Source organism: Haliscomenobacter sp., assembly GCF_033763495.1.
Taxonomy (GTDB): Bacteria; Bacteroidota; Bacteroidia; order Chitinophagales; family Saprospiraceae; genus Haliscomenobacter.
Genome location: NZ_JANRKL010000115.1, coordinates 62699 through 86527 on the forward strand (window position 1 = coordinate 62699; position 23829 = coordinate 86527).

Consider the following 23829-nt stretch of genomic DNA (forward strand, 5'->3'; position numbering starts at 1 on the left):
GTGTCTTTGTGGCAAAAAAATAACCGTTTCTTTTCTCAACTTACCAATCTACATACATGAAAAAAATCCTTTTCCTGCTGACTGCTGTCTTGTTTTTTTTGCAAAAAAACGATGCGCAAAATTCGCTGCGCTACGTCAATCCACTCGTTGGAACTGACTCGGATTTCAGCTTGTCCACGGGCAACACCTACCCTGCGATTGCGCTGCCCTGGGGCATGAACTTCTGGACACCCCAAACGGCTCCCAACGGCGACGGTTGGCAATACGCCTACGATGCCAATAAAATCAGGGGCTTCAAACAAACCCACCAGCCCTCGCCCTGGATCAACGATTACGGCGCATTCTCCCTGCTGCCCATGACGGGTAAAAACCCGGAAGTTCGCGACAAAAAACGGGGTTCCTGGTTCTCCCACAAAACCGAAACCGCCATGGCCCACTACTATCAGGTCTATTTGGCAGATTACGATTGCTGGGCCGAAATCACCCCCACCGAACGGGCGGCCCAAATGCGTTTCCGCTGGGGGCAGGAAGGACCAAAATGTGTGTTGCTCGATGCCTTTGACAAAGGCAGTATGGTCAAAATCATTCCGGCGGAGCGCAAAATCATTGGCTATGCCCAAAATCACCACGGTAAAGTGCCGGATAATTTCCGCAATTATTTCGTAGCGGTTTTTGACCAGGATTTTGAAGGTTTTAGCACCTTTAGCGATACCATTGTGCTGAAAGATGCCAGTGTGGAAGGCAAACACGTTGGGGCAGTGGTGCACTTCAAACCCGGCATTCGCCAGGTTGGGGTTAAACTGGCCTCTTCATTCATCAGCCACGAGCAAGCCGAATTGAACCTCCAGCGTGAAATCGGCAGCGACGCCTTTGATGCTACCCGCGAAAAAGCTCGACAAACATGGGAAAGAACCTTCGCCCGGATTCAGGTACAAGGCGGATTGGAAACGGACAAAATGAATTTTTACACCGCCCTGTACCGGGTCATGTTGTTCCCCCGCAAGTTTTTTGAATACGACGCCAAGGGGCAAATGGTGCATTACAGCCCCTACAATGGGCAGGTTTTGCCGGGCTACATGTTTACCGACAATGGTTTTTGGGACACTTTCCGTGCGGTTTTCCCACTCTTTTCGGTGCTTTTTCCCGAACTAGACCGCCAGATCATGGAGGGTTTGGTCAATGCCTATAAAGAAAGTGGCTGGTTGCCGGAATGGGCCAGCCCCGGGCACCGCGATTGTATGATTGGCTCCAATTCATCTTCCTTGATCGCCGAAGCCTGGCTCAAAGGCATTCGGGGCTACGACATCAACCTCTTGTACGAGGCCATGGTCAAAAACAGCCAGGGCGTAGGGCCTTATTCTTCCGTGGGGCGAATGGGCGCCGAGTACTACAATCGCCTGGGTTACGTGCCTTACAATGTGGGCATCAACGAAAATGCAGCCCGCACCCTGGAATATGCCTACGCCGATTATTGCATTTGGCAATTGGGGCAAAAACTGGGTAAACCCGAAGCGGCTACCTTTGCCAAACGGGCCCAAAACTGGCGCAATGTGTTTGACAAGTCCAGCAACTTCATGCGGGGCCGCAACGAAGATGGTTCCTGGCAAACGCCCTTCCGCCCCGACAAATGGGGCGACGCTTTCACCGAAGGTTCTTCCTGGCACTACACTTGGTCGGTTTTTCACGACCCTTCCGGCTTGGCTGGAGCAATGGGTGGCAAAACACAAATGGCGGCTAAACTGGACTCCATCTTTAGTTCCGCGCCTACTTTTGACTACTCCTACTACGGTTTTCCCATCCACGAAATCACCGAAATGTTGATCATGGGCATGGGACAATACGCACATGGCAACCAACCGATCCAGCACGCCGTTTACCTCTACGATTGGGTAGGCCAGCCCTGGAAAGCCCAAATGCGGGCCCGCGACATCATGAAAAAAATGTACCAACCCACCCCGGATGGCTTGTGTGGCGATGAGGACAATGGCCAAACTTCAGCCTGGTATGTGTTTTCCGCGCTGGGTTTTTATCCGGTATGTCCCGCTGCGGGGGAATACGCCATGGGCAGCCCACTTTTCCAAAAAATCACCTTGAAATTGGAAAATGGAAAAACCTTCAGCATCGACGCGGTGGGGAATTCGGAGCAAAACGTCTACATCCAAAGCGCAAAGCTGAACCAAGTGCTTTGGACGAAAAACTTTTTGACCCATCAACAAATCATGCAGGGTGGGACTTTGCAGTTGATGATGGGGGCGAAGCCGAATACGCTAAGGGGCGTGGGTGCAGGGGATGTGCCATATTCGATGAGTGAGTGAGTTTCAAACATGGATCACCTCGAGTGTTTCATAAAAACAAAGAGTGGCGCAATTTTTAAACACAAAGAAAAAATAGCGCACGCAAAGGACACAGAAGCTGGGTGTTAGCGAGGCTTTTGGTCGAAAAACAAGCAACGCTTTTCAAGGTCGTGCATTTGTGTCCTTTTTTTTCTTTGTGTTTATTTTTTCGTTCCTATTGCAAAAAGGTTTTTGAACCCTGAATATTTTTTTTGCCTACCCTCTTGACTTTTACATCAAGTGCGTTTACTTTTGCCTAAAATTACCCAATTGGGTAAATTCAACCCATGAAAGAACTGAGTACCGAGGAAAAGATCATCCAAGCCGCCAAAGAAGTATTTACCGAAAAAGGCTACGCTGCCGCCCGCACCCAGGAAATTGCTGACCGGGCAGGGGTCAATAAAGGCCTTTTGCAGTATTACTTCAAAGGCAACAGCAAGGAAAACCTCTTCAAAGCCATTTTTGAAGAAGCTTTCCTGAAAATGACCGCTCGGATAAATGTTATCTTCGAAAGTGAAGATAGTTTAGAACACAAAATAGAATTGGTGTTGGATGCCTATTTCGAATTATTGCTGGAGAATCCGAATTTACCCGGATTTATCGTCAATGAGTTGCATACCAATACCCATGCCTTTGTGGAAGAAATCATGCAGAAACCCACTCGGCCCAATCCACTTCCTTTGATCATGCAGATCATGGAAGAGGTGGCCCAGGGTAAAATCCGGCCCATCAATCCGGTACACCTGGTGTTGAATGTGTTGTCGATGACGGTTTTTCCTTTCATAGCCAGGCCGATATTTCAACGCCTGATCAATGTCAACGATGAAACTTTCATGGACATGATGCGCCAGCGGAAAGCTGAAATTTTGGATTTTGTGAAACACGCTATAAAACCGTAATGGAATGACGAATAGCTCGAATGACGAATGACGAATAGCTACCGCAGCGTTATTGACAAGGACATTGTCTAAGTCCCTGCGGTAGCCATTCGTCACTCGTTATTCGAAAAATTCGTCATTCGAAAAACCCTGATCTATGTACAGGTATATTTTACTGGGCTTGAGTGCCCTTATTTTTTACCCTGCATTTACCCAAATAGGTAAAATGCCACTTGGTATCGATTCCTGCTACGCCATGGCGCAGCGGAATTACCCCTTGGTGAAGCAGTACGCCTTACTGGAAAAATCCCAGGCCTATTCGCTGAGTAATGCTGCAAAAGGTGTATTGCCCCAACTCAGCTTGTCTGGGCAAGGTACCTATCAATCTGAAGTAACCGGATTGCCGATTAGCATTCCTGGAGTGGAAATTCAGACCTTGAGCAAGGACCAATACAAGTTGTATGGCGAAGTGGTGCAGCCCATCACCGACCTGTTTACCCTCAAATACCAAAAGGAACTGGTGCAGAGCAACGTCAGGGCAGAAACCCAAAAAATTGAGGTGGAACTGTACAAGCTCAAAGAGCGGATCAATCAACTTTTTTTTGGCATTCTGCTGATTGACGCCCAAATTCAACAGACTGAAAGCCTGAAAAAAGACATCCAGCTTGGCCTCGACAAAACCAATGCTGCGATTGCCAACGGCACAGCCCTCAAAAGCAACGGTATGGTGTTACAGGCAGAACAACTCAAGGTGAATCAACGCAGTACAGAGTTGAAGGCTACCCGTCGGGCTTATCTGGATATGCTGGCCTTGTTTATTCAGCAGCCCCTGGATACGGGGATTGCGCTGGAGCGGCCGGTTGTCACCCTGGTTAACAATGGGATCAATCGGCCGGAACTGCGCCTGTTTGCCGCGCAGCGCAGCATTTTTGATGCACAAAACAAGCTGATCAGTGCGCGCAATTTGCCCCGAGCGAGTTTGTTTTTCCAGAGTGGTTTTGGTCGTCCGGCTTTGAATTTCCTGAGCAACGACTTTGATTCCTACTACATTGGGGGCATTCGTTTTACATGGAACCTTTCCAATTTTTACACCAGCAAAAACGAACGCCTCAATCTGGGCATCAATCAAGACATCATTGCCTTGCAGCAAGAAACCTTCCTGTTCAACACCAACTTGACCCTGAAGCAACAAAATGCCGAAATCGCCAAGTTGCAAGAACTGATTACCAGTGATCAGGAAATCATCCAGTTGCGCCAAAACATCAGCACCACTGCCAAAAACCAACTGGAGTACGGCACCATTACCAGCAACGATTACCTCACGTACCTGAATGCTGCCGATCAGGCTCAACAAGGTTTGTTGTTGCACCAAGTTCAACTTTTACTGGCTCAGTACAATGCCAAAACCACGGCTGGAAATTAATTTTTTCACTTTTTTAATCAACACAAAATGAATCTGTTAAGCAAAATAGGACTTGTTACTTTTTTAAGCATGGCTTTGTTGGCCTGCAATCGTGACAAAAAAGATTATGATGCATCCGGTACTTTTGAGGCCGAAGAAATCATCGTACCTGCCGAACAAATGGGCAAAATTCTGCGCCTGGATGTAGAAGAAGGGCAAGATCTGGATAGCAACCAAATAGTAGGTCAGATTGACGTGGCTGGTTTGCAAGTACAAAAGGATCAAACCATTGCCTCAGTGAATGCCATAGGGCAAAAAACCAACGACCCAACCCCACAAATCAACATTCTGCAAAGCCAGATCAAAACCCAACAAGCCCAGATCCAGGTGTTGAACCAACAAATGGAAGTGTTGGATAAAGAAGTTCAACGAGTACAGAACCTGGTGAAAGCCGACGCAGCTACGCCCAAACAATTGGACGATGTACAAGGGCAAAAATCCGTATTGGCCAAACAAATCATTGCTGCTCGGGATCAAATCGAGGTGTTGAATCAACAAATCGCTGCGGCCAGAGCCAACGTCAGCATTCAAAACCGGGGCATCCTCAGTGAAGTGAACCCAATGGAAAAAAGGGTCGATATCCTGAACGAACAAATCGAGCGTGGCCAGATCAAAAACTTGTTTGCAGGTACAGTCCTCAACAAATACGCCATGGCGGGTGAATATGCCAATCCGGGTAAAGCCCTTTACAAAATTGCGGACCTTTCTACACTCACTTTAAGAGCTTATGTAACCGGTGACCAATTGCCCCAAATCAAACTCAAGCAAGGGGTACGTGTACTTACCGACGATGGCAAAGGTGGCATGCACGAAACGCAAGGTACCATCACCTGGATCAACGACAAGGCAGAATTTACCCCCAAAACCATCCAGACCAAAGATGAACGCGCCAATATGGTGTACGCCATCAAAGTGAAAGTGAAAAACGACGGCACCTACAAAATCGGAATGTATGGCGAAATCAAATTTCAATAGCCATGGCCGACGTCGTATTGAACCACATCAGCAAAACCTATAACAAAGGCGAGGTCAAAGCGGTAACGGATGTCTCGTTTGCCGTTGAAAAAGGGGAACTTTTTGGCCTGATCGGCCCCGATGGGGCGGGCAAAACCAGCATCTTCCGCGTACTCACCACGCTGTTGTTGCCCGATGCAGGTTCAGCCTCGGTCAATGGCCTGGATGTGGTGAAGGATTGGAAGGCCATTCGCCAGCGGGTGGGGTACATGCCGGGCAAGTTTTCCTTGTACCAGGACTTGACGGTGGAAGAAAACCTCAATTTTTTTGCCACCGTTTTCAACACCAGCGTTGCCGAAAATTACGACCTAATCAAGGACATTTACGTGCAAATCGAACCTTTCAAAACCCGCCGCGCCGGGAAACTATCGGGCGGGATGAAGCAAAAACTGGCCTTGTGTTGTGCCCTGATTCACCGCCCGCAGGTCTTGTTTTTGGATGAGCCTACCACGGGGGTTGATACGGTTTCGCGCAAAGAATTTTGGGAAATGCTCAAGCGTCTTAAGGAGCAGGGCATCACCATTTTGGTCTCTACGCCCTACATGGACGAGGCTACTTTGTGCGAGCGGATTGCCTTGATCCAGGATGGAAAAATTTTGTCGATTGATACCCCCGCTCAGGTGGTGGCGCAGTTTCCCAAAAACCTCTACGCCATCAAATCCGAGCGCATGAGCCAGTTGTTGCGCGACATTCGGCACCTGGACTACATCGACAGTTGCAATTCCTTTGGCGAATACCACCACATCACTTTTCGGGACGATGATGATTACGAGATACAGAAAAAACTGATCGCGGATTTGAACCACCAAAACCACGAGTACATCGAATTCAAGGCAACGCCTGCGACCATCGAAGATTGTTTCATCAAATTACTCAATCAGCATGAATAGGAACATCGTCATTTCTACCGATAAACTCACCAAGCGCTTTGGCGATTTTGTGGCTACCAACGAAATCACTTTTGACGTGTACGAAGGTGAAATTTTTGGGTTCCTGGGTGCCAATGGCGCCGGCAAAACTACGGCCATGCGGATGCTCTGCGGTCTGTCCATCCCCTCATCTGGCAAAGCGAGCATCGCCAGCTTTGATGTGTACAAGGAAACCGAAAAGATCAAAGCAAACATTGGCTACATGAGTCAAAAATTCTCCCTTTACGAGGACTTGACGGTGCAGGAAAACATCCGGTTTTTTGGCGGCATTTATGGCCTTTCTGATCAAAAAATCAAGTCCAAAAGCGATGAATTGATCCAACAGTTGGGGCTGGAAAAAGAGCGGGGCAAACTGGTTGGTTCCCTGCCGCTGGGCTGGAAGCAAAAACTGGCTTTTTCGGTCGCCATTTTTCACGAGCCTAAAATTGTGTTTCTGGATGAACCCACGGGCGGCGTTGACCCGGTTACGCGGCGGCAGTTTTGGGACCTGATTTACGACGCTTCCGACCGGGGCATTACCATTTTTGTCACCACGCACTACATGGACGAAGCCGAGTACTGCAACCGCATCTCGATGATGGTTGACGGCTACATCAAAGCACTGGATACCCCGACGAAGCTCAAACAACAGTTTTCTGCCGAAACCATGGATGAAGTATTTTTTGAACTGGCACGGGGTGCAAAACGAAAAGCCGATTAACCATGAGACAATTTTTTGCCTTTGTTATCAAGGAATTCTACCACGTTTTCCGCGACCCCAAGTCCATGCTGATGCTGTTTGGGATGCCGATCGCCCTGATCTTATTATTCGGGTTCGCCCTCACCAATGAGATCAAAAACTCGAAGATCGTTATTGGTGATTTTGCGAAGGACCCTGCTTCGCAGCGCATCATCGACAAGATTGAGGCCAGCAAGAATTTTGAAATCAAAAAATTCTTGTACGACCCACACCAAATTGAACAAGCCTTCAAGGAGGGCAACGTCAAACTGGTGGTCGTGATTCCCAACCACTTCAACGACGACTTGTTGCACCTCCACAAGGCGCAAATTCAAGTCATTGCTGATGCATCCGACCCCAATACCGCCAATACCCTGACGAATTACATCACCAACATCGTCATGGATTACCAAAAAGAGATCACACCCTTCAATGATTTGCCCCAACAAATCAATACCGAAATCAGGATGATTTACAATCCGGAGCTCAAAGGTACCACCAATTTTGTACCGGGGGTAATGGCCCTGGTGCTGCTCCTGGTTTGTGTGCTGATGACCTCGGTCTCGATTGTGAAGGAAAAAGAAAAGGGGACCATGGAGGTGCTACTGGTTTCGCCGATGCACCCGCTGATGGTGGTCATTTCCAAGGCCGTGCCCTACCTGTTTTTGTCGATCGTCAACCTTTCGGTGATTTTGCTCCTGAGTGTATTTCTATTGGATATGCCCATCAATGGTAGCATCGGATTGCTGTTTTTTGAAAGTTCACTGCTCATTCTCACTGCGCTTTCCCTGGGCTTGCTCATTTCCAACTCTGCACAATCGCAGCAACAGGCCATGCTCATTTCACTGATGGGCATGCTGATTCCGGTGCTGTTGTTTACGGGCTTTATGTTTCCCTTGGAAAATATGCCCCTGCCCTTGCAAATCATCGCCAACGTGGTGCCTTCAAAATGGTACTACATCATTGTAAAATCGATCATGATCAAGGGTTTGGGCCTTAGTGCCATTTGGAAGGAGACCCTGATTTTGCTGGGCATGACCGTGTTTTTGCTCAGCGTGAGCATCAATAAATTCAAAATTCGCCTCGGATGAGAACTTTAAGATTTTTGTTGCAAAAAGAGTTTCGCCAGATCTTCAGAAACCGGGCCTTGCTGCCAGTGATCTTCATCGCGCCGATGATTCAGTTGCTGATCATGCCCCTGGCCGCCGATTACGAGATCAAAAACATCAATATATCCATTGTAGACCACGATCACTCCGCGTATTCCCGGCAGTTGGTGTCCAAAATCAGTTCTTCGGGCTACTTTGTGATCAGCGATTATGGCTCTTCCTTCAATTCGGCTTTTCAGCAGTTTGAAAAGGATAAGTCCGACTTGATTCTGGAAATCCCACTCGGCTTTGAGCGCAATCTGGTCAAAGAAAACGAGCAAAAACTCTTCATCGCCGTAAACGCCATCAATGGCACCAAGGCCTCGGTGGGCAGTTCGTACCTGGGCAGAATTATTGCGAGTTACAACGCAGATATTCGGCTGGAAATGACGGCCAATCCGCGCATGAACCCCGTCCCAAACATCGAAGTGCCCTCCATCAATCGCTTCAATCCCTACCTGAATTATCCCTTCTTTATGGTGCCCGGCATTTTGTGTACCCTTGTGACCATGATCGGCGTGTACATGTGTGCACTGAACATAGTGAAGGAAAAAGAGGTCGGTACCATTGAGCAAATCAACGTGACGCCCATCAAAAAAATCCACTTCATCCTGGGTAAGCTAATCCCCTTTTGGGTCATTGGGGTGTTCCTTTTTTCGGTGGGCTTGTTCATCATCGCGGGTTTGGTGTACGGCATCCGGCCGCTTGGCAGTATCCCGCTGCTGTACTCCTTTTTGTTCCTCTTTCTGATCGCTGTACTCGGCATCGGACTGCTGATCTCTACCTATTCCGAAACGCAGCAACAAGCCATGTCCATCGCCTTTTTCTTCATGATGATCTTCATGCTGATGAGCGGCCTGTTCACCCCCGTCGACAGCATGCCCAATTGGGCCATCGTAATTGCTAGACTGAATCCGGTGACGCACTTCATCGAGGTGGTGCGCATGGTGGTGTTGAAAGGCAGTGGGTTCCAGGATATCAAGTACCATTTTCTGGTGATGACGGGGTTTGCGCTGTTTTTTAATAGTTGGGCGGTTTGGAATTATCGGAAGACGGCGTGAGGGAGTTGGGATTGCTTGATTGGGAAAAAATGTGGATATTTGTTTTTGCATTTTTGCAAGTTATAGAACTAAGCAGATATGGTTGCACTAGAATTTTCAGGCACAATTGAGCAAGGGGTAATTCATTTGCCAAGGGAGTACTCGGAATATGACAATGCTCAAGTAAGGATCATTGTCTTGGTTGAGAAAACTGTAGAAAAGTTATCTCAAAAGGAAAAGCTATTGGCGTTGTTTGATCAAATGAAGCAGTTGCCGATGTTCAGTAAAATTGATGATCCAACGGCTTGGCAAAAACAAATGCGGGATGAGTGGGAGTAGAGCCGTTTTGGATAGTAATGTGATCATCTTTGCTTCTAAGCAGAAGATAGACATTACCAGCATTCTTTCAAATTATGATGAGCTTTACGTTTCTGTAATTACCTACATGGAGGTATACTCATATGATTTTGGGGATGCAAGAGAAAGAATTCTAATCGATCAACTCTTTGACTTACTGATTGTAATGGAGATCAACCGATCAATTGCTGACCAATCGATTATTTATCGAAAGAACAAAACAAAAAAAATCAAACTTCCTGATGCCATCGTCCTGGCGACTGCACAATTTCTGAATGCTAGTCTTATTACTGATGATTGGGATGATTTCAGAGGGATTGATGGGAATGTGGTGGTTTTAGGTATTGATGATTTTAAAATATGAAAATATGATTGAAAACATTGAAATACAAAACTTTAAATCGATAAAAGAGGCAAACGTATTGCTCAAGAATATCAATTTACTTGTCGGCGCAAATGGTGCTGGAAAAAGCAACTTTATTTCCTTTTTAAAATTACTAGTAAGCATTAAGGATTTCAATCTAAATCGATACGTTCTTGACTCAGGATACATGAGTAATCTTATATATTTTGGCAAAAAGGATGGTATTTATTTAAGAGGAGCAATTACATTTTCACTAGGTGATGGTAAAAAGTTAAAATACCAATTTAAACTTGCCCCTGATCGTAACAATAGGGCTTATATTGATACAGAGAATCTACACGTAAGTACAAAAGACCAGAACGGTTACAAAAAAATAATTGAAGATAATCTAACTGCAGGCAGTACATTTTTTTCTGAAGGCGATCCAAATTTTAGTCAAGATTTGACTGATTGTTTTGATAGTTTAGCAATATATCATTTTCATGATACTTCAGCATTAGGCTTACGAGCAACTTCTATGATTGATAATAATTCCTCTTTGAAAGAAGATGGAATTAACTTGTCTGCTTTTCTTTATTTGATCTATCAAACACACCCTCAAACGTTTAATACAATTGAAAAAGTAATCAAATCAGTTTTTCCGCAATTCAAAAGATTTAGATTAGCGCCCGATAGAGGCAATAGTCTTTATATTAAATTAGAATGGCAGGAGGAAAGTTTTGATCAGTATCAAAACGCTTATAATTTTTCAGAAGGGACTTTAAGATTTATTGCCTTGGTAACTGTAATGTTACAGCCTAACCCTCCAAAAGTGATCATAATCGATGAACCTGAATTGGGTCTTCACCCTTCTGCCATCGAAACACTGGCAGGATTGGTACGAAAGGTTTCCGCAAAAAGTCAAATTATTTTGGCTACTCAATCGATTCAACTTGTCAATAATTTTGAGCCTGAAGATATCATTGTAGTAGATCGAGACCGTGAAAATCGCCAATCCATATTCACTCGGGCGGATGAGATACCACATATCCAATTGCAAGATTGGCTTGAAGAATATGGACTTGGCGAGATTTGGTTTAAGGGTTTAATTGGTGGTAAACCATGAAGCGACTTCGAATCGTTACCGAAGGAGGTACGGAAGAAACTTTTGTCAATGAAATCCTTCGCCCATATTTATTCGAAAAACAAATCTTTGATGTAGCTGGGCTTAGAATCCAAACCAGCCAGGGACACAAAGGTGGTTTTGTCAATTACCAGCACCTTAAAAATGACGTGAACAGAATTTTGAAAGAATCGAACGTAGTCGTTTCGACTTTTGTTGATTTTTTTCGGATTCCGACCTCTATGCCCGAGTATGAGCTTACGACCCAAGCCATCAAAGCAGATCAAAAAATAGAAATTCTGGAAAACGGCTTAACCAAGGACATCAATCATCCCAATTTTATCCCCTACATCCAAAAATTTGAATTTGAAGCCTTGCTGTTTTCAAATAATCAAGGATTTTCTAGAATGTACAACGAACCAAGTATTGCCCATGCAACCCAAGCCATCATAGACCAATACAACAACCCCGAAGAAATCAACAACCATCCCAACACTGCCCCATCCAAAAGAATCCAAAAAATTTTGGCAGAGCACGGCATGAATTACAACAAAATATTCGAGGGTAATTTGATCGCCCTGGAAATCGGCATCCACACCATCCTCGAAAAATGCCCGCGCTTCCGCGCCTGGATTGAAAAATTAATCGCAGCCTGCCAATAATTTTGCTTACCCCTCCTTACAAGCCCGATACAAATCCTGCCAACCCTCTCTACCCTTCACCACCGTCTCCAAATATTCCTGCCAAACCTCCGTATCCAGGGCCGTATCCTTGACGATGGCCCCGGTCAAGCTTGAAGCCAGATCCCGCGCCCGCAATTGCCCGTCACCAAAATGCAGGCACAGCGCCTGCCCACTATTGACTACCGAGATCACCTCGGCAGTGCTGAGCGTTGCGGTAGGCGACTTGAGTTTCAATTTGCCGTCCTCCGTACGCCCGGAGCGTAATTCTCGGAAGATGGTCACCAAGCGGCGGATTTCTTCGCTAGGCACCTTGGCCTCCGCCAAATCCAGGGCTTTGCCCAACTGGCTCACCCGGGTTTGGACAATTTCCACTTCTTCTTCCATGCTGCTAGGCAAAGGCAGAACTACAGTATTGAAACGGCGCTGCAAGGCGCTGGATAATTCGTTCACGCCCCTATCCCGGTCATTGGCGGTGGCGATGATGTTGAAGCCCCGCATAGCCTGTACTTCGGTATTCAATTCGGGGATGGGTAAGGTCTTTTCGGATAAAATCGTGATCAGCGCATCTTGCACATCCGAAGGCACCCGGGTTAACTCTTCAATGCGCACAATGGCTCCGTGTTGCATGCCGTGCATCACCGGGCTGGCAACCAGGGCTTTTTCGGAAGGCCCTTCGGCGAGTAGGCGGGCGTAGTTCCAGCCGTAGCGCAGGGCGTCTTCACTCATGCCCGCAGTGCCTTGTACCAGCAAGGTAGAGTCGCCACTGATGGCGGCAGCCAGGTGCTCGGATACCCAGGTTTTGGCGGTGCCGGGTACACCCATGAGCAGGAGCGCGCGGTCGGTAGCAAGGGTGGCCACGGCAACTTCAATCAGGCGGCGCTGGCCGAAGTATTTTGGCGTAATTTCTTCGCCGCTGTCTAGTTTGCCGCCCATCAGGTAGGTCACTACGGCCCAGGGGGATAGTTTCCAGTTGCGGGGGCGGGTGTGTTGGTCGGCTGCAGCGAGGGCAGTTAGTTCAGCAGCGTAGATGTTTTCGGCGTGTGGGCGAAGAATGTCCATGTTCAAATTCAGTTTAAAAAGCTAAAAGCACTTCCTTCCTGAGGTGCCTCTTTAGTGCCTCAGGATTCTTAGGTGGTGAAATAACTTTTTTTACCACCTAAGAATCCTAAGGCACTAAAGAGGCACCTTAGAAGTTACATAAAATATGTATTCCATCAAGGCTTGGGCCGCTTGTACCTAATCGGCGCCGCAGGCTGTGGCTTCAATACCACCCCTTTCGTTTTCATCAAGTTCATGGCCTCCTGTACGGCGCGTTCCAGCTGAGGATCGCTGCCTTTGAGCACTGCTGAAGGCGTTTGTTCCACCTCGATATCCGGCGCAATCCCTTCCCCCTCAATGGCCCATTTGCCATCCACGTCATAAAACCCACCGCGTGGGGCTACCATTCGGCCACCATCGATGAATCCGGGCGTATCCGCAGTATGAACCAAGCCACCCCAGGTACGGGTACCGACGAGTGGGCCTATGTTCATCCGTTTGAACAAGTAGGGCAATAGATCGCCGCCAGAGCCCGCCCGCTCATTGATGATCATCACCTTGGGGCCCCAGATGCCGGTTTGAGGCTGGGTAAAGGGGCGATTCCCATCCACCCGGCTATTGAAATACCCATGCAATTGTCGAGCCATGATGTCGACCATATAATCCGCTGCCGAGCCACCGCCGTTGTTCCGCTCATCAATTACCGCACCTTTTTTGTCTTGCTGCGCAAAATAGTAGCGGTTGAAATAGGTAAAGCCGGGGTTACCCGTATTCGGCACGTACACATAAGCCAGTTGGCCTTTGGACAAGGAGTCGACCTTGCGACGATTGCCTTCCACCCAATCGCGTGAGCGCAGTGGACTTTCGTTGGCCAGCGGCACCACGGTTACCAAACGGCTACCTTCCAAGTTTGGGTTTTGGTTGAGCCGCAATTTAATTTGTTTGTCGGCGCTTCCTTCAAAAAAGCTGTAGAAATTTTGCGGTGCTTTGATGGTTTTGCCGTTTACCTCCAGGATATAATCGCCCACTTTGGCATCGATACCCGGGGTAGCCAGCGGCGCCCTCAAGTCAGGATTCCAACTTTCCCCAGTGTAGATTTTTTTGATCCGGTAAAATCCGTTGACCTCCTCTATATCCGCACCCAGCAAGCCTACTGGAACATTTTTTACATCCGGGAAATCGCCCCCACTGGTGTAGGAATGCCCTACCGCAATCTCGCCACCCAGGATATCCACCACATAGTTCAGGTCGGTGCGGTGTTTGACGTGATCCACCCAGGGGCGGTACCATTTGTAAACATCGTCCCAGGGCGCGCCGTGGGTATTGTCGACGTACAAAAAGTCGCGCTGAAAACGCCAGCCTTCGCGGAAGATCTGCGTCCATTCCTGAGTTGGGTCTAATTTGAGTTGCAGGTTCAGTGTCAATTTGCCGTCGCCGGGTTTAGGCAGCGCATCGGTTTTGACAATGCCCCAGGCACCTGCGCCATTGTACAACAGCTGTTTGCGGTCAAAAGAGGTCGTCGCTGAGTTGACCCCGCTCAGGTAGACTTCAGTTTTGCGGTCCTTAAAATTGTAGCGGTGCAGGGTCTGCCCCTGTTGATTTTGGACTGCTTCCAGGTAAAAAACGTAGTCCTTCGGACCTGCCACCAGACTGGTGTAATTGCGCAGCGGCACATTGACGGGCAGGATGCGTTGTTGAATGCCATCCAGGTCGACCGTCACTGTCACTCCGGCGTCTTTGTTGGCTGAAGCGTCAGGCTTGGTTTCTGATTTTGCATCCTCTTCATCACTTTTTGGCAAAAATGGCGAAGCGTCTTTTTTGGACAAAACCACCACGTACAAGCCCCGATTGACCTGGTTGCTGTAGGCACTCATGTCAAGCCAGGAACTGCTCAAGCCGTAATCGGTACTCGCCAAGAAGTAGAGGTATTTACCGCCCGCATCCCACACTGGCGTGATGGCATCAGCCAGTCCATCGGTAATTTGCTGGCTTTGACCCGTTTCCACATTGTAAAGGAAAATGGCCTTGTACAGGTTGTTCAACAAACGGGAATAAGCGATCCACTTACTGTCGGGCGACCAAACAGGGTTCATCGTGCGCACGACATGCGTGTATGGCTCGGTATCTACTTTTTTGCTTTTCCCCGTTGCTACTTCAATGTACCAAAGCCGCAAATGAGTATCGGTGTAAGCAATGTATTTGCCATCTGGCGACCAGGCTGGACGGAAAAAGAAGGTCGGTTTTTCGATGGCAATCGCCCGTGGTTTTTCCATACCCGCCTGATCACCAATCATCAGTTGATACTCCCCGCTGGCGTCAGAAAACCAGGCGATTTTTTGCCCATCGGGCGACCAGGCTGGGTAACGATCGGCTGCTCCGCTGGATTGGGTAATGTTGCGCCAACTACCGTTTTCTTTGGGCACGGTGAAAATTTCGCCCCGGTGCTCAAACAAGGCGCGTTGCCCGCTGGGCGACAAGGAAGCATTGAGCAAGCCACCCGCGGGTACATCTTCCCAACGTGGCCGCGCATAATTGAGGTCGGCATTGACCTGGATGTTCAGTTGTTTGGCTTTGCCCGATTGGGGATCGAGCAAATGGAGGTAGCCCCCTTGCTCGTAGACCAGGCGATCGTCACAAGCGTCGATGCTTTTCACATCAAAATCCTTGTGGAAGGAAATCTGTTTCAGCTCCTTGTTGCGTGGGTCGAAGCGCCAAACGTTGTTGGCGTAGTCGCGTTCAGAGAGAAAATAGACTTGTCCTTTGTACCAGACCGGGTCAGTGTGGCGTTCGCGGTCGGTTTGAGGTGTTTGAATCAAGGAATTGTCCTTCAAATTGAGAATCCAAATCGGCTGGGCTTGCCCGCCCCGGTAATTGCGCCATTCGGGATCCCAAAAAGTAATGGGTTGGTAGGCCACGAACTGGCCATTTTCAGATACTTCGCCAAAAGATGCCTGTGGGATGGGCAGCATTTTTTCCACTCCACCTTCAACGGGTACGCTGTAAAACTGGTTGATGCAGGTCGGAACACCTGCACGGCCCGAGCGAAAGAGTACCGATTTCCCATCGGGCATCCAGCCTTGTACTACATCGTCGCCGGGATGCCAGGTCAAACGTCGGGGCGCGCCGCCTTCGGTCGGCATCACAAATACATCGGTGTTGCCGTCGTATTGCCCGGTGAAGGCGATCATTTTTCCGTCGGGTGAAAAATGGGGGAAACTTTCGGTGCCTTCGTGGGTGGTCAGGCGCTGGGCGTCACCTCCTTCGCGGTCGACCAGCCAAAGGTCGTCAGCGTGTACAAAAACGATGTGTTTGTTGCTGACACTGGGTTGGCGGAGCAGGCGGGTGCCTTGGGCGAACGAGCCAGCAGTAATGGCCAAAGCCAGGCAGAGAAAAAAGAAGTGGATGTGGTATTTCATTGGTTAGGCGATTTGATCGAGTGGGGAAGATAGGCAAAATTGGAAGATTTCTTTGGAACGGAAATGAAATAAAGTAAACAAGTTGACTAAGCTATTTTTTGATTTGGCAAGACAGGAGGAAGGCGCATAGTAGGCCTACGCAACTGACGAGTAACGCAGCAAAATCAGAAAAGAGCCAGTCAGATGTTTACTTTATTTTATTTCCGTTCCTTACCTTTAGCCGCTGATCTCACGCTCAAATTCCAAGCCAATTTATGAACCTGTCTGACCTTTGCACCCAAACCCTTGCCCTCGTGCAAGAAGTAGCCGTATTCATTTCCAACGAACTAGGCAAAGTAGAAACAATCGAAGTCAAAGCCGAGCAGTTCAACAACCTGGTCAGCTATGTGGATAAAACCTCCGAGCAAAAACTGATTGCTGGTTTGAGCGAAATTTTGCCCGGTTCTGTCTTTTTGGCCGAAGAGCAAACCACCGAACAGGCCCAAGGTGAATGGCGCTGGATCATCGATCCGCTGGATGGCACCACCAATTTTTTGCACCAATTGCCTTGTTTTGCCATCAGTGTTGGTTTAGAACACCATGGAGAAATGGTGTTGGGCGTGGTACATGAGATCAGCCGCAGCGAATCTTTTTATGGCTGGAAAAACGGCGGGGCTTACCTCAACGGCAAACGCATCCAGGTGAGCCAACGGAATGGATTGAAGGAAGCCTTGATTTCTACCGGATTTCCCTACCACGATTTTAACCGGATTGAAGCCTACCAAAAAGTCAGCGAATACCTCATGCGCAATACGCGTGGGATTCGGCGCTGGGGCGCGGCGGCGGTGGATTTGGCTTATGTGGCTTGTGGGCGTTATGACCTGTTTTTTGAATACCACCTCCAACCCTGGGATGTTGCGGCAGGCGGATTGTTGATTTTGGAAGCAGGGGGGCAGGTGAGTGATTTTCAGGGTGGAAAAGAAAAATGCTGGACGGGGGAGGAAATGTTGGCGGGGTCGCCGCAGGTGATGGCGGAAATCAAAGGGGTGTTCGCGGAATATTTTGGGTAAACCAAATGCATGCCCAAATTGTATTACCATCTACCAAAATAATCTGCAAATGACCATTGACATCTGGTCGGACGTTGCTTGTCCGTACTGCTATATTGGCAAACGCCACCTGGAAGCTGCTCTGGCTCGGTTCCCACACATGGAGGAAGTGGAGATCAAGTGGCGCAGTTTTGAACTTGATCCACAAGCTCCGGCAAAATCTTCGGGCGACCTCTACGATATGCTCTCCCACAAATACCGCATGCCCCGCCAACAAGCTCAGGAAATGACCCGTGGAGTCGAAAACATGGGCCGTGGAGTAGGCATCGACTTTGATTTTGCCCAGGCGGTGCCCGTTAATACCCTGAACGCGCATCGTTTGATCCACCTGGCCGCTGAACATGGACTGCAAGATCAGGCCAAAGAAGCCTTACTCAAGGCGTATTTTACAGAAGGAAAGGACTTGTCAGATTTGGCGATTTTGGTTCAAATTGGCACCCAACTGGGTTTGGATGCTCAAGTGGTAAAGGAAACACTCAACTCCAATGCCTTTGCCGAAGCGGTGCGGGCGGATGAGGAGTTTGCTTATGAAATTGGAGTACAGGGCGTGCCGTTCTTTGTGTTTGATCAAAAATATGCCTTGCGGGGCGCGCAGCCGGTAGAGGCATTTGTGCAGACACTGGAGGCGGTTTGGGAGAAAACGCAGGTTGCTGTAGCCGAGAGTGGCGAGGCTTGTGATGTGGATGGGTGTGAGTAGATATGCTTAGGGGGTTGCCAGCGGATCAAATAATTTCTAAAGCGACATGAATAGCAGCGCGGAGAACGCTGATTGGGCGGATTTACGCGGATTTTGATCCCGCCTGCGGCGTGATAGGCTAGCCACAAATTGCACAAATTTTCACAAATTCAGGCACAAACTTCGTTTGCGCAAATGAGCACCGACACGAACGCAGTGAGTGTTCAATTTGTGAAAATTTGTGCAATTCGTGGCTAGAAAAACTTTTGCCGCAGGCAAAAGAAAATCCGCGTAAATCCGCCCAATCAGCGTTCTCCGCGTTGCTATTGTGTCGCTTTTGGTTTAGTTTGAATTGGAGCAGGAGAAGACGCACGGCCGTGCGTCTCTAAGGTCTGGTATTGTGCGTTGACTCCCAATTTTGGCAGGTGCCCATTTATTTTTTGGCAGGAATGTACCAGCGATTCTTTTTCAGATCCACTCCCCCACCCATTTCTTCCTGGACGGCCCGATCGACAATAAAGACCCCAATTTTGGCCATGTTGTCAAAAGTATCAATCCCATTGTTCGGGAAACCGACGCGGGTACGGTGGATGTTGAACTGGTTGGCGAACTTGCGTCCAAAAGCTTTTTCCACCCCTTCTTTGCCCAGCATAAAACCCAATAGGCCACCCCAAGTGGCCGTGGGATTATCGGAATCCCAGCCCGCCAGGGCACCAATTTTGATGGTTTCTTTCAGGTCCCCTTCGCCGTACAACAGGCTGATGATGCTGGAGGCAAAGTTGATGCCTGCGGCAAAACAAGCGTTGCAGTAGCGGTTTTGGGAGGTCATGGTGTAGCCGTCGGCTTGTTCTACCTGATAACGTTGATAGACCTCGTCACGGGTCTGTTCCCAAGGGACGCCAGCTTGATAGCGGCTTTTGACGAAGTCGTACATTTTGGCGGAGTAGGAGTTCTGCGGCAGGTGCTTGCGCGCCTCGTCGGCCATCCATTGCAAGTTTTCTTTGCTGGATTTTTTGGGATCGGCGGAGGATGCCAAGGAGTACATGATGACGTAAAACTCGGAAATCCACTGGGCGTTTTCGCGGGCGGTGGTTTGAATGGGCAGTTGCGCCATTTTGAGGGCCACATCGGGGCGAGTGGGCGCGAAAAATCCAAAAATTTCAGTGGTGAGTTGGGCGTCGATCATGTCGTACTCGGGGTTGTTGGCGGGGTCGCTGGTAGCGGGCGGTACCATGCCGGTTCTCATCAGGTCAAAAGCTTTTTGATTGGATACCCAGAGGAAGTTTTCTTCTTCAGCCTTGATGTGTTTGAGCCAACCTTCGCGGATTTGGGCACCACTCAATATGGAGGTTTTGTTGCCGTACAGTAGTGCTTGATAAATGTATTCAATGTCGGTATCGTCATCGGCGCCCCACAGGCCGCCTTCTTTTTCCAGCACAAAATCCAGGGTTGGCGACCACTTGCTGACGGTGGTTTTGTCCCAAATGTTGGGTTGATCGGCTTTGCCCCAATCGGCGCGGGTGTAAAAAGGCCCAGTTTTGATTTCCCCGATGTTGCCAATTTTGTCCATTTCGGTGACCAGCCCCGTCCAGTTGGCGATGCATTGGCCGAGCCAGAAACCGTAGAGTTTTTGGTGGTAGCTGGCGCGGGAGAGGACGCGATCGGTGGGTTTGGGGCGGTAGGATTGGTAAGTGAGTTGGGGGTCGCGAAGAAAAATAGAAGTCTTGCTAGAGTCTGCTTTTTTAAGACTATTGCAGGCGCTTATGCTTACCACAAGGAGTAAGCAAGCAATGAAGGAAGGGCTTTGGCGATGCATGGCAAAGTTTTCGAATTGAAGGGACTGTTCCGCAAAGGGCACTAAGCCCTGCGCAAATTTAACCAAAATATCCTTCAGTTCAGGTGGCTGAAAATTAAAACCTAATACTTTATATCTAGCAGTTTTAGGGTAAAGTTCCCTTCCAGTTTTGTGGAGCCATCAAGAATTTTGATGTACCCTTTAACGACAATTACCTTGTCTGTTTTCAAATCAGATGAAAGCACCTCTTGCCTTTTGATCAATTTCACCACATCAATACGACAAACATCATCCGAATTCAATCCGTAATTGGAACGGACTATTTCCCCTTCATTAAAAATGGTAATTCTTAAAGAAGGCTCTTCCGTTTCTGCATCAAGTAATTGCTGACCATCAAAGGTTTTTACCCAATCATAAGTTGGCCTACTTTCTCCAAAAGAAAAACCAAATAGAATTCCCTTAGATTGCGAAACAGGATTTCCAAAAACGCTTCTTTGTCCATAAGTCGTTTGATCAGTAGCAAAGATTTTTCCTTTTTCTAAAATAATCTGGTTATTTGAAAAACTGAAAGGCTGGTCATTATAAGTACCTGTAAAACCAAAAACAATGGATTCTTGCAAATCATCCTTTGTACAGCTTAATTGAAGAGACAAGAATAGAACAGCCAGTATTATTTGAAATTTTTTCATCGAGATCAACTTTATTTTAGCCATGCATTGAATTATTTGACGATAAATTGATCCGTTTAGTTTAGGATGAGAGCAGTTTAACTAAGTACTTATCTTTTTGAAATCCTTGAAGATGGCATAAAAATACCTTAATTTTGCAGTGGATTCTGAAACTCCCATGTGGACGGTTATGCCTAACGGCGAAGGAAGTAGGAGTCCCCCAGGGTAGAATTTCTATCCCTTTTTTGTTTAAAGCTAGCAGCTTTTGCAATGGTTGCAACATAAAAAAGTGGCCACCCAACTTCCACGTCGAGCAGCCACTTTCCTTTATTTTATATCAATTACGCCTTCTCTTCCACCGGCTTTTCTTCCTCTTTTTCATCATCCTCATCATCATCCACCGGCTCTGGCGGCAAAGTAATTGCTCCTTCATAAGGCGTTTTGCCAAAGGTCAGCCCCTTCTTATCCGTGTGGATGTAGATGGTATCGCCAAGGCTAGCTTCGCCGCTCAGCACCAGTTTCGACAATTCGTTGATCACGTCCTTTTGCAGCACGCGCTTCATTGGGCGGGCACCAAACTGCGGGTCGTAACCCATGTCGGCCAGCATGGTTTTCGCCTCCTCGCTTACTTTGAGGATGATGCCTTGTCTGGCCAGCATTTTTTGGGTCTTTTTCAACAAGAGTTCCAAAATTTGCTTGATCTCGTCCTTGTTTAGCGGCAGGAAGAGGATTTGTTCGTCGATACGGTTGAGGAATTCCGGGCGCAGGTTTTCCTTCAGCAGATTGAACACTTCTTCCTTGGTGGTCGCGATGATTTCCGTGCGGTGTTTTTCACCCATTTCTTCCAGGTCTTCAAAGTTCTCCATGATCAGGTCGGCTCCCATGTTGGAAGTCATGATGATGATGGTGTTTTTGAAGTTGGCGACCCGGCCTTTGTTGTCGGTTAGGCGGCCATCGTCCAGCACTTGCAGCAGGATATTGAAGGTATCGGGGTGCGCTTTTTCGATCTCGTCCAGCAGGATGATGCTGTACGGGCGGCGGCGTACCGCTTCCGTCAATTGCCCACCTTCGTCGTAGCCCACGTATCCCGGAGGTGCACCCACCAGGCGCGACACCGTGTGTTTTTCCTGGTATTCACTCATGTCGATGCGGGTCATGGCCTTTTCATCGTCAAAGAGTACTTCGGCGATGGTTTTGGCCAATTCAGTTTTACCCACCCCGGTTGGGCCCAGGAAAATGAAGGAACCAATCGGACGCTCGGCGTCCTGCAAACCCGCGCGGCTGCGGCGAATGGCATCAGAAACAGCTTTCACCGCTTCGTCCTGGCCGATCAGGCGCTGGCCAATTTCGTCTTCCAGACTGAGCAGTTTATCCTTCTCACTCTGGGTCATTTTATCCACCGGAATCCCCGTCCAACGGCTCACAATGTAAGCGATGTCGCTGGCCGTTACTTTGTCGTTGGTAAAACGATCGTCTTCGGGCAAAGCAGCCAGTTTTTCCTCGGCGACTTTCAGCATTTGTTTCTGGTCTTCCAGTTCGCCGTAGCGGATTTTAGCTACCTTTTCGTAATCGCTGGCGCGTTCGGCGCGTTCAGCCTGGATTTCCAGTTCTTCCATCCTTTTTTTGATGCCCTGGATGGTGTCGACGATCTCCTTTTCATTTTTCCAACGGGCCATCAAGGAATCGCGCTTTTGCTTGGCATTCGCGATGCTTTCTTCGATGGCGTCCTGTTGTTTTTTGTTCTTTTCCCGTTTGATGGCCTCACGCTCGATTTCGAGTTGGCGCACCTTGCGGTCCCACTCGTCGATTTCTTCGGGCAGGGAGTCCAGTTCCAAACGCAAACGGGCTGCTGCCTCGTCGATGAGGTCGATGGCCTTATCGGGCAACTGGCGGTCGGAGATGTAGCGTTGGCTCAACTCCGCGGCGGCAACCAACGCCTCGTCCATGATCTCGATCTTGTGGTACACCTCGTAGCGCTCTTGCAAACCACGCAGGATCGAGATGGTATCTTCTACACTAGGTTCATCGATGAGCACTTCCTGGAAGCGGCGCACCAGGGCCTTGTCTTTTTCGAAATATTTCTGGTATTCGTCCAGGGTAGTGGCACCGATGGTACGCAGTTCGCCACGAGCCAGGGCTGGTTTGAGGATGTTGGCGGCGTCCATGGCACCGTTGCCTCCACCTGCACCAATGAGGGTATGGATTTCATCCACAAACAGGATGATGGTGTCGTTGGAGTCGGTCACTTCCTGAATCACCCCCTTGAGGCGCTCTTCAAATTCCCCTTTGTATTTGGCTCCAGCAATCAGTGCGGCAATGTCCAAGACGAAGATTTTTTTGCTCTGCAAACTCTCGGGTACATCCCCTTTCACGATGCGCCAGGCCAGACCTTCCACAATGGCGGTTTTACCTACCCCCGCTTCCCCGATGAGGATAGGGTTGTTCTTTTTGCGGCGGGAAAGGATGTGCAACACGCGGCGAATTTCTTCATCGCGGCCCACGATGGGGTCGAGTTTGCCGGTTTCGGCGCGTTCGTTGAGGTTGATGGCGTATTTGGCCAGGGCGTTGTAGCTGTCATCCGAACTTTGGTCGGTCACTTTCTTGCCTTTGCGCAGTTCGGTGATGGCGCCGCGCAGCAGTTGTTCGTTGGCACCGAGTTCTTTGAGCAGTTTGGCACCAGAGTCGTCTCCTTGCAGGATACCGAGCAACACCAGCTCTACGGAGATGTATTGGTCTCCAAATTCTTTGAGCAGGGCTTTGGCTCTACTGAGGGATTTGTTGGCGTCGTTGGTCAAAAACTGTTTGTCCGAACCTTCTACCTTGGGATACTTGAGCACCGCCTCGTCCAACTTGCGGCGCAGCATGTCAAGGTTTACATCGGCTTTACCGAGTAAAAATCCGGCTACACTTTCGTCGGTTTCAAGGATACCCTTGATGAGGTGTACAGTATCCACCTGCTGCTGGTCCATTCCCGCTGCAATTTGCTGGGCTTTCAGGATGGATTCCTGCGCTTTTATGGTGAAATTGTCGTAGGTCATTTCGTTTTGTGCTTTTTATTTGGCTAATATCTGATGTTTTTGTCAGTATTAGAGGGTATAGCAAAAGATTTGCCAAGGTGAT

At 48.5% G+C, this 23829-nt stretch carries 19 protein-coding genes; 14 read left to right on the forward strand and 5 right to left on the reverse strand.

From position 1 onward, the window contains the following. Nucleotides 1-56: 56 nt before the first annotated feature. The 12 genes from SFV55_RS12370 to SFV55_RS12425 all read left to right on the forward strand — a co-directional run bounded on the left by SFV55_RS12370 (nt 57) and on the right by SFV55_RS12425 (nt 12007). Nucleotides 57-2315 carry a GH92 family glycosyl hydrolase gene (locus SFV55_RS12370; protein ID WP_320029814.1) on the forward strand — a complete coding sequence of 753 codons (2259 nt, stop codon included), beginning with the start codon at nt 57-59 and terminating at the stop codon, nt 2313-2315. Nucleotides 2316-2620: 305 nt separating this feature from the next. After that, a complete protein-coding gene (locus SFV55_RS12375; protein ID WP_320029815.1) occupies nt 2621-3232 on the forward strand; it encodes a TetR/AcrR family transcriptional regulator in 612 nt (203 codons plus the stop codon). A 136-nt stretch (nt 3233-3368) separates the two neighbouring features. Beyond that, nucleotides 3369-4634, forward strand: coding sequence for a TolC family protein (locus tag SFV55_RS12380; RefSeq protein ID WP_320029816.1), 1266 nt, complete (start codon nt 3369-3371; stop codon nt 4632-4634). Between the two features lie 27 nt (nt 4635-4661). Continuing rightward, nucleotides 4662-5648: an HlyD family secretion protein gene (locus SFV55_RS12385; RefSeq protein ID WP_320029817.1), complete on the forward strand. Its 987-nt coding sequence runs from the start codon at nt 4662-4664 to the stop codon at nt 5646-5648. A 2-nt stretch (nt 5649-5650) separates the two neighbouring features. Continuing rightward, nucleotides 5651-6577: an ABC transporter ATP-binding protein gene (locus SFV55_RS12390; protein ID WP_320029818.1), complete on the forward strand. Its 927-nt coding sequence runs from the start codon at nt 5651-5653 to the stop codon at nt 6575-6577. After that, nucleotides 6570-7316 (forward strand): ABC transporter ATP-binding protein, encoded by a 747-nt coding sequence (locus tag SFV55_RS12395; RefSeq protein WP_320029819.1) that lies wholly within the window; start codon nt 6570-6572, stop codon nt 7314-7316. Before SFV55_RS12390 ends, SFV55_RS12395 begins: the two co-directional genes overlap by 8 nt. Nucleotides 7317-7318: 2 nt before the next feature. After that, entirely contained in the window at nt 7319-8425 is a 1107-nt protein-coding gene (locus tag SFV55_RS12400) for an ABC transporter permease (protein ID WP_320029820.1), read from the forward strand. Continuing rightward, complete coding sequence (locus SFV55_RS12405) at nt 8422-9543, forward strand: ABC transporter permease (RefSeq protein ID WP_320029821.1); 1122 nt, start codon at nt 8422-8424, stop codon at nt 9541-9543. Before SFV55_RS12400 ends, SFV55_RS12405 begins: the two co-directional genes overlap by 4 nt. Nucleotides 9544-9621: 78 nt before the next feature. After that, on the forward strand, nt 9622-9861 hold the full coding sequence (locus tag SFV55_RS12410; RefSeq protein ID WP_320029822.1) for a hypothetical protein: 240 nt from the start codon (nt 9622-9624) through the stop codon (nt 9859-9861). Beyond that, nucleotides 9848-10243: a type II toxin-antitoxin system VapC family toxin gene (locus SFV55_RS12415; protein ID WP_320029823.1), complete on the forward strand. Its 396-nt coding sequence runs from the start codon at nt 9848-9850 to the stop codon at nt 10241-10243. Before SFV55_RS12410 ends, SFV55_RS12415 begins: the two co-directional genes overlap by 14 nt. Before the next feature lie 4 nt (nt 10244-10247). Next, the gene (locus SFV55_RS12420) at nt 10248-11348 is read left to right on the forward strand and encodes an AAA family ATPase (protein WP_320029824.1); all 1101 of its coding nucleotides are present in this window, start codon (nt 10248-10250) and stop codon (nt 11346-11348) included. After that, nucleotides 11345-12007, forward strand: a complete 663-nt coding sequence (locus SFV55_RS12425; protein ID WP_320029825.1) for a DUF4276 family protein — start codon at nt 11345-11347, stop codon at nt 12005-12007. Before SFV55_RS12420 ends, SFV55_RS12425 begins: the two co-directional genes overlap by 4 nt. A gap of 6 nt (nt 12008-12013) precedes the next feature. Here SFV55_RS12425 and SFV55_RS12430 read toward each other — a convergent pair whose 3' ends face one another. Then, nucleotides 12014-13087, reverse strand: coding sequence for an ATP-binding protein (locus SFV55_RS12430; RefSeq protein ID WP_320029826.1), 1074 nt, complete (start codon nt 13085-13087; stop codon nt 12014-12016). A gap of 155 nt (nt 13088-13242) precedes the next feature. Further along, a complete protein-coding gene (locus SFV55_RS12435) occupies nt 13243-16482 on the reverse strand; it encodes a PDZ domain-containing protein (protein ID WP_320029827.1) in 3240 nt (1079 codons plus the stop codon). 254 nt (nt 16483-16736) lie between these two features. Here SFV55_RS12435 and SFV55_RS12440 point away from each other — a divergent pair, with 254 nt between their 5' ends. Together SFV55_RS12440 and SFV55_RS12445 are read left to right on the forward strand one after the other, a co-directional pair. Beyond that, nucleotides 16737-17531, forward strand: a complete 795-nt coding sequence (locus SFV55_RS12440; protein WP_320029828.1) for an inositol monophosphatase family protein — start codon at nt 16737-16739, stop codon at nt 17529-17531. A 49-nt stretch (nt 17532-17580) separates the two neighbouring features. After that, nucleotides 17581-18267 carry a DsbA family oxidoreductase gene (locus tag SFV55_RS12445; protein ID WP_320029829.1) on the forward strand — a complete coding sequence of 229 codons (687 nt, stop codon included), beginning with the start codon at nt 17581-17583 and terminating at the stop codon, nt 18265-18267. A 412-nt stretch (nt 18268-18679) separates the two neighbouring features. Here SFV55_RS12445 and SFV55_RS12450 read toward each other — a convergent pair whose 3' ends face one another. The 3 genes from SFV55_RS12450 to SFV55_RS12460 form a co-directional block, all read right to left on the reverse strand. Continuing rightward, nucleotides 18680-20062 (reverse strand): ADP-ribosylglycohydrolase family protein, encoded by a 1383-nt coding sequence (locus tag SFV55_RS12450; RefSeq protein WP_320029830.1) that lies wholly within the window; start codon nt 20060-20062, stop codon nt 18680-18682. A 101-nt stretch (nt 20063-20163) separates the two neighbouring features. After that, nucleotides 20164-20730, reverse strand: a complete 567-nt coding sequence (locus SFV55_RS12455) for a hypothetical protein (RefSeq protein WP_320029831.1) — start codon at nt 20728-20730, stop codon at nt 20164-20166. A gap of 320 nt (nt 20731-21050) precedes the next feature. After that, entirely contained in the window at nt 21051-23747 is a 2697-nt protein-coding gene (locus tag SFV55_RS12460) for an ATP-dependent Clp protease ATP-binding subunit (RefSeq protein ID WP_320029832.1), read from the reverse strand. Between the last annotated feature and the right edge of the window lie 82 nt (nt 23748-23829).

Excerpts from the sequence above, each read along its gene's own strand:
- SFV55_RS12415 (WP_320029823.1), top strand. The coding sequence starts at position 9,848 with ATGAGTGGGAGTAGAGCCGTTTTGGATAGTAATGTGATCATCTTTGCT.
- SFV55_RS12375 (WP_320029815.1), top strand. The coding sequence starts at position 2,621 with ATGAAAGAACTGAGTACCGAGGAAAAGATCATCCAAGCCGCCAAAGAA.
- SFV55_RS12435 (WP_320029827.1), bottom strand. The coding sequence starts at position 16,482 with ATGAAATACCACATCCACTTCTTTTTTCTCTGCCTGGCTTTGGCCATT.
- SFV55_RS12440 (WP_320029828.1), top strand. The coding sequence starts at position 16,737 with ATGAACCTGTCTGACCTTTGCACCCAAACCCTTGCCCTCGTGCAAGAA.
- SFV55_RS12460 (WP_320029832.1), bottom strand. The coding sequence starts at position 23,747 with ATGACCTACGACAATTTCACCATAAAAGCGCAGGAATCCATCCTGAAA.
- SFV55_RS12380 (WP_320029816.1), top strand. The coding sequence starts at position 3,369 with ATGTACAGGTATATTTTACTGGGCTTGAGTGCCCTTATTTTTTACCCT.
- SFV55_RS12420 (WP_320029824.1), top strand. The coding sequence starts at position 10,248 with ATGATTGAAAACATTGAAATACAAAACTTTAAATCGATAAAAGAGGCA.
- SFV55_RS12425 (WP_320029825.1), top strand. The coding sequence starts at position 11,345 with ATGAAGCGACTTCGAATCGTTACCGAAGGAGGTACGGAAGAAACTTTT.
- SFV55_RS12455 (WP_320029831.1), bottom strand. The coding sequence starts at position 20,730 with ATGAAAAAATTTCAAATAATACTGGCTGTTCTATTCTTGTCTCTTCAA.
- SFV55_RS12395 (WP_320029819.1), top strand. The coding sequence starts at position 6,570 with ATGAATAGGAACATCGTCATTTCTACCGATAAACTCACCAAGCGCTTT.
- SFV55_RS12405 (WP_320029821.1), top strand. The coding sequence starts at position 8,422 with ATGAGAACTTTAAGATTTTTGTTGCAAAAAGAGTTTCGCCAGATCTTC.
- SFV55_RS12430 (WP_320029826.1), bottom strand. The coding sequence starts at position 13,087 with ATGGACATTCTTCGCCCACACGCCGAAAACATCTACGCTGCTGAACTA.
- SFV55_RS12385 (WP_320029817.1), top strand. The coding sequence starts at position 4,662 with ATGAATCTGTTAAGCAAAATAGGACTTGTTACTTTTTTAAGCATGGCT.
- SFV55_RS12400 (WP_320029820.1), top strand. The coding sequence starts at position 7,319 with ATGAGACAATTTTTTGCCTTTGTTATCAAGGAATTCTACCACGTTTTC.
- SFV55_RS12445 (WP_320029829.1), top strand. The coding sequence starts at position 17,581 with ATGACCATTGACATCTGGTCGGACGTTGCTTGTCCGTACTGCTATATT.
- SFV55_RS12390 (WP_320029818.1), top strand. The coding sequence starts at position 5,651 with ATGGCCGACGTCGTATTGAACCACATCAGCAAAACCTATAACAAAGGC.
- SFV55_RS12370 (WP_320029814.1), top strand. The coding sequence starts at position 57 with ATGAAAAAAATCCTTTTCCTGCTGACTGCTGTCTTGTTTTTTTTGCAA.
- SFV55_RS12410 (WP_320029822.1), top strand. The coding sequence starts at position 9,622 with ATGGTTGCACTAGAATTTTCAGGCACAATTGAGCAAGGGGTAATTCAT.
- SFV55_RS12450 (WP_320029830.1), bottom strand. The coding sequence starts at position 20,062 with ATGCATCGCCAAAGCCCTTCCTTCATTGCTTGCTTACTCCTTGTGGTA.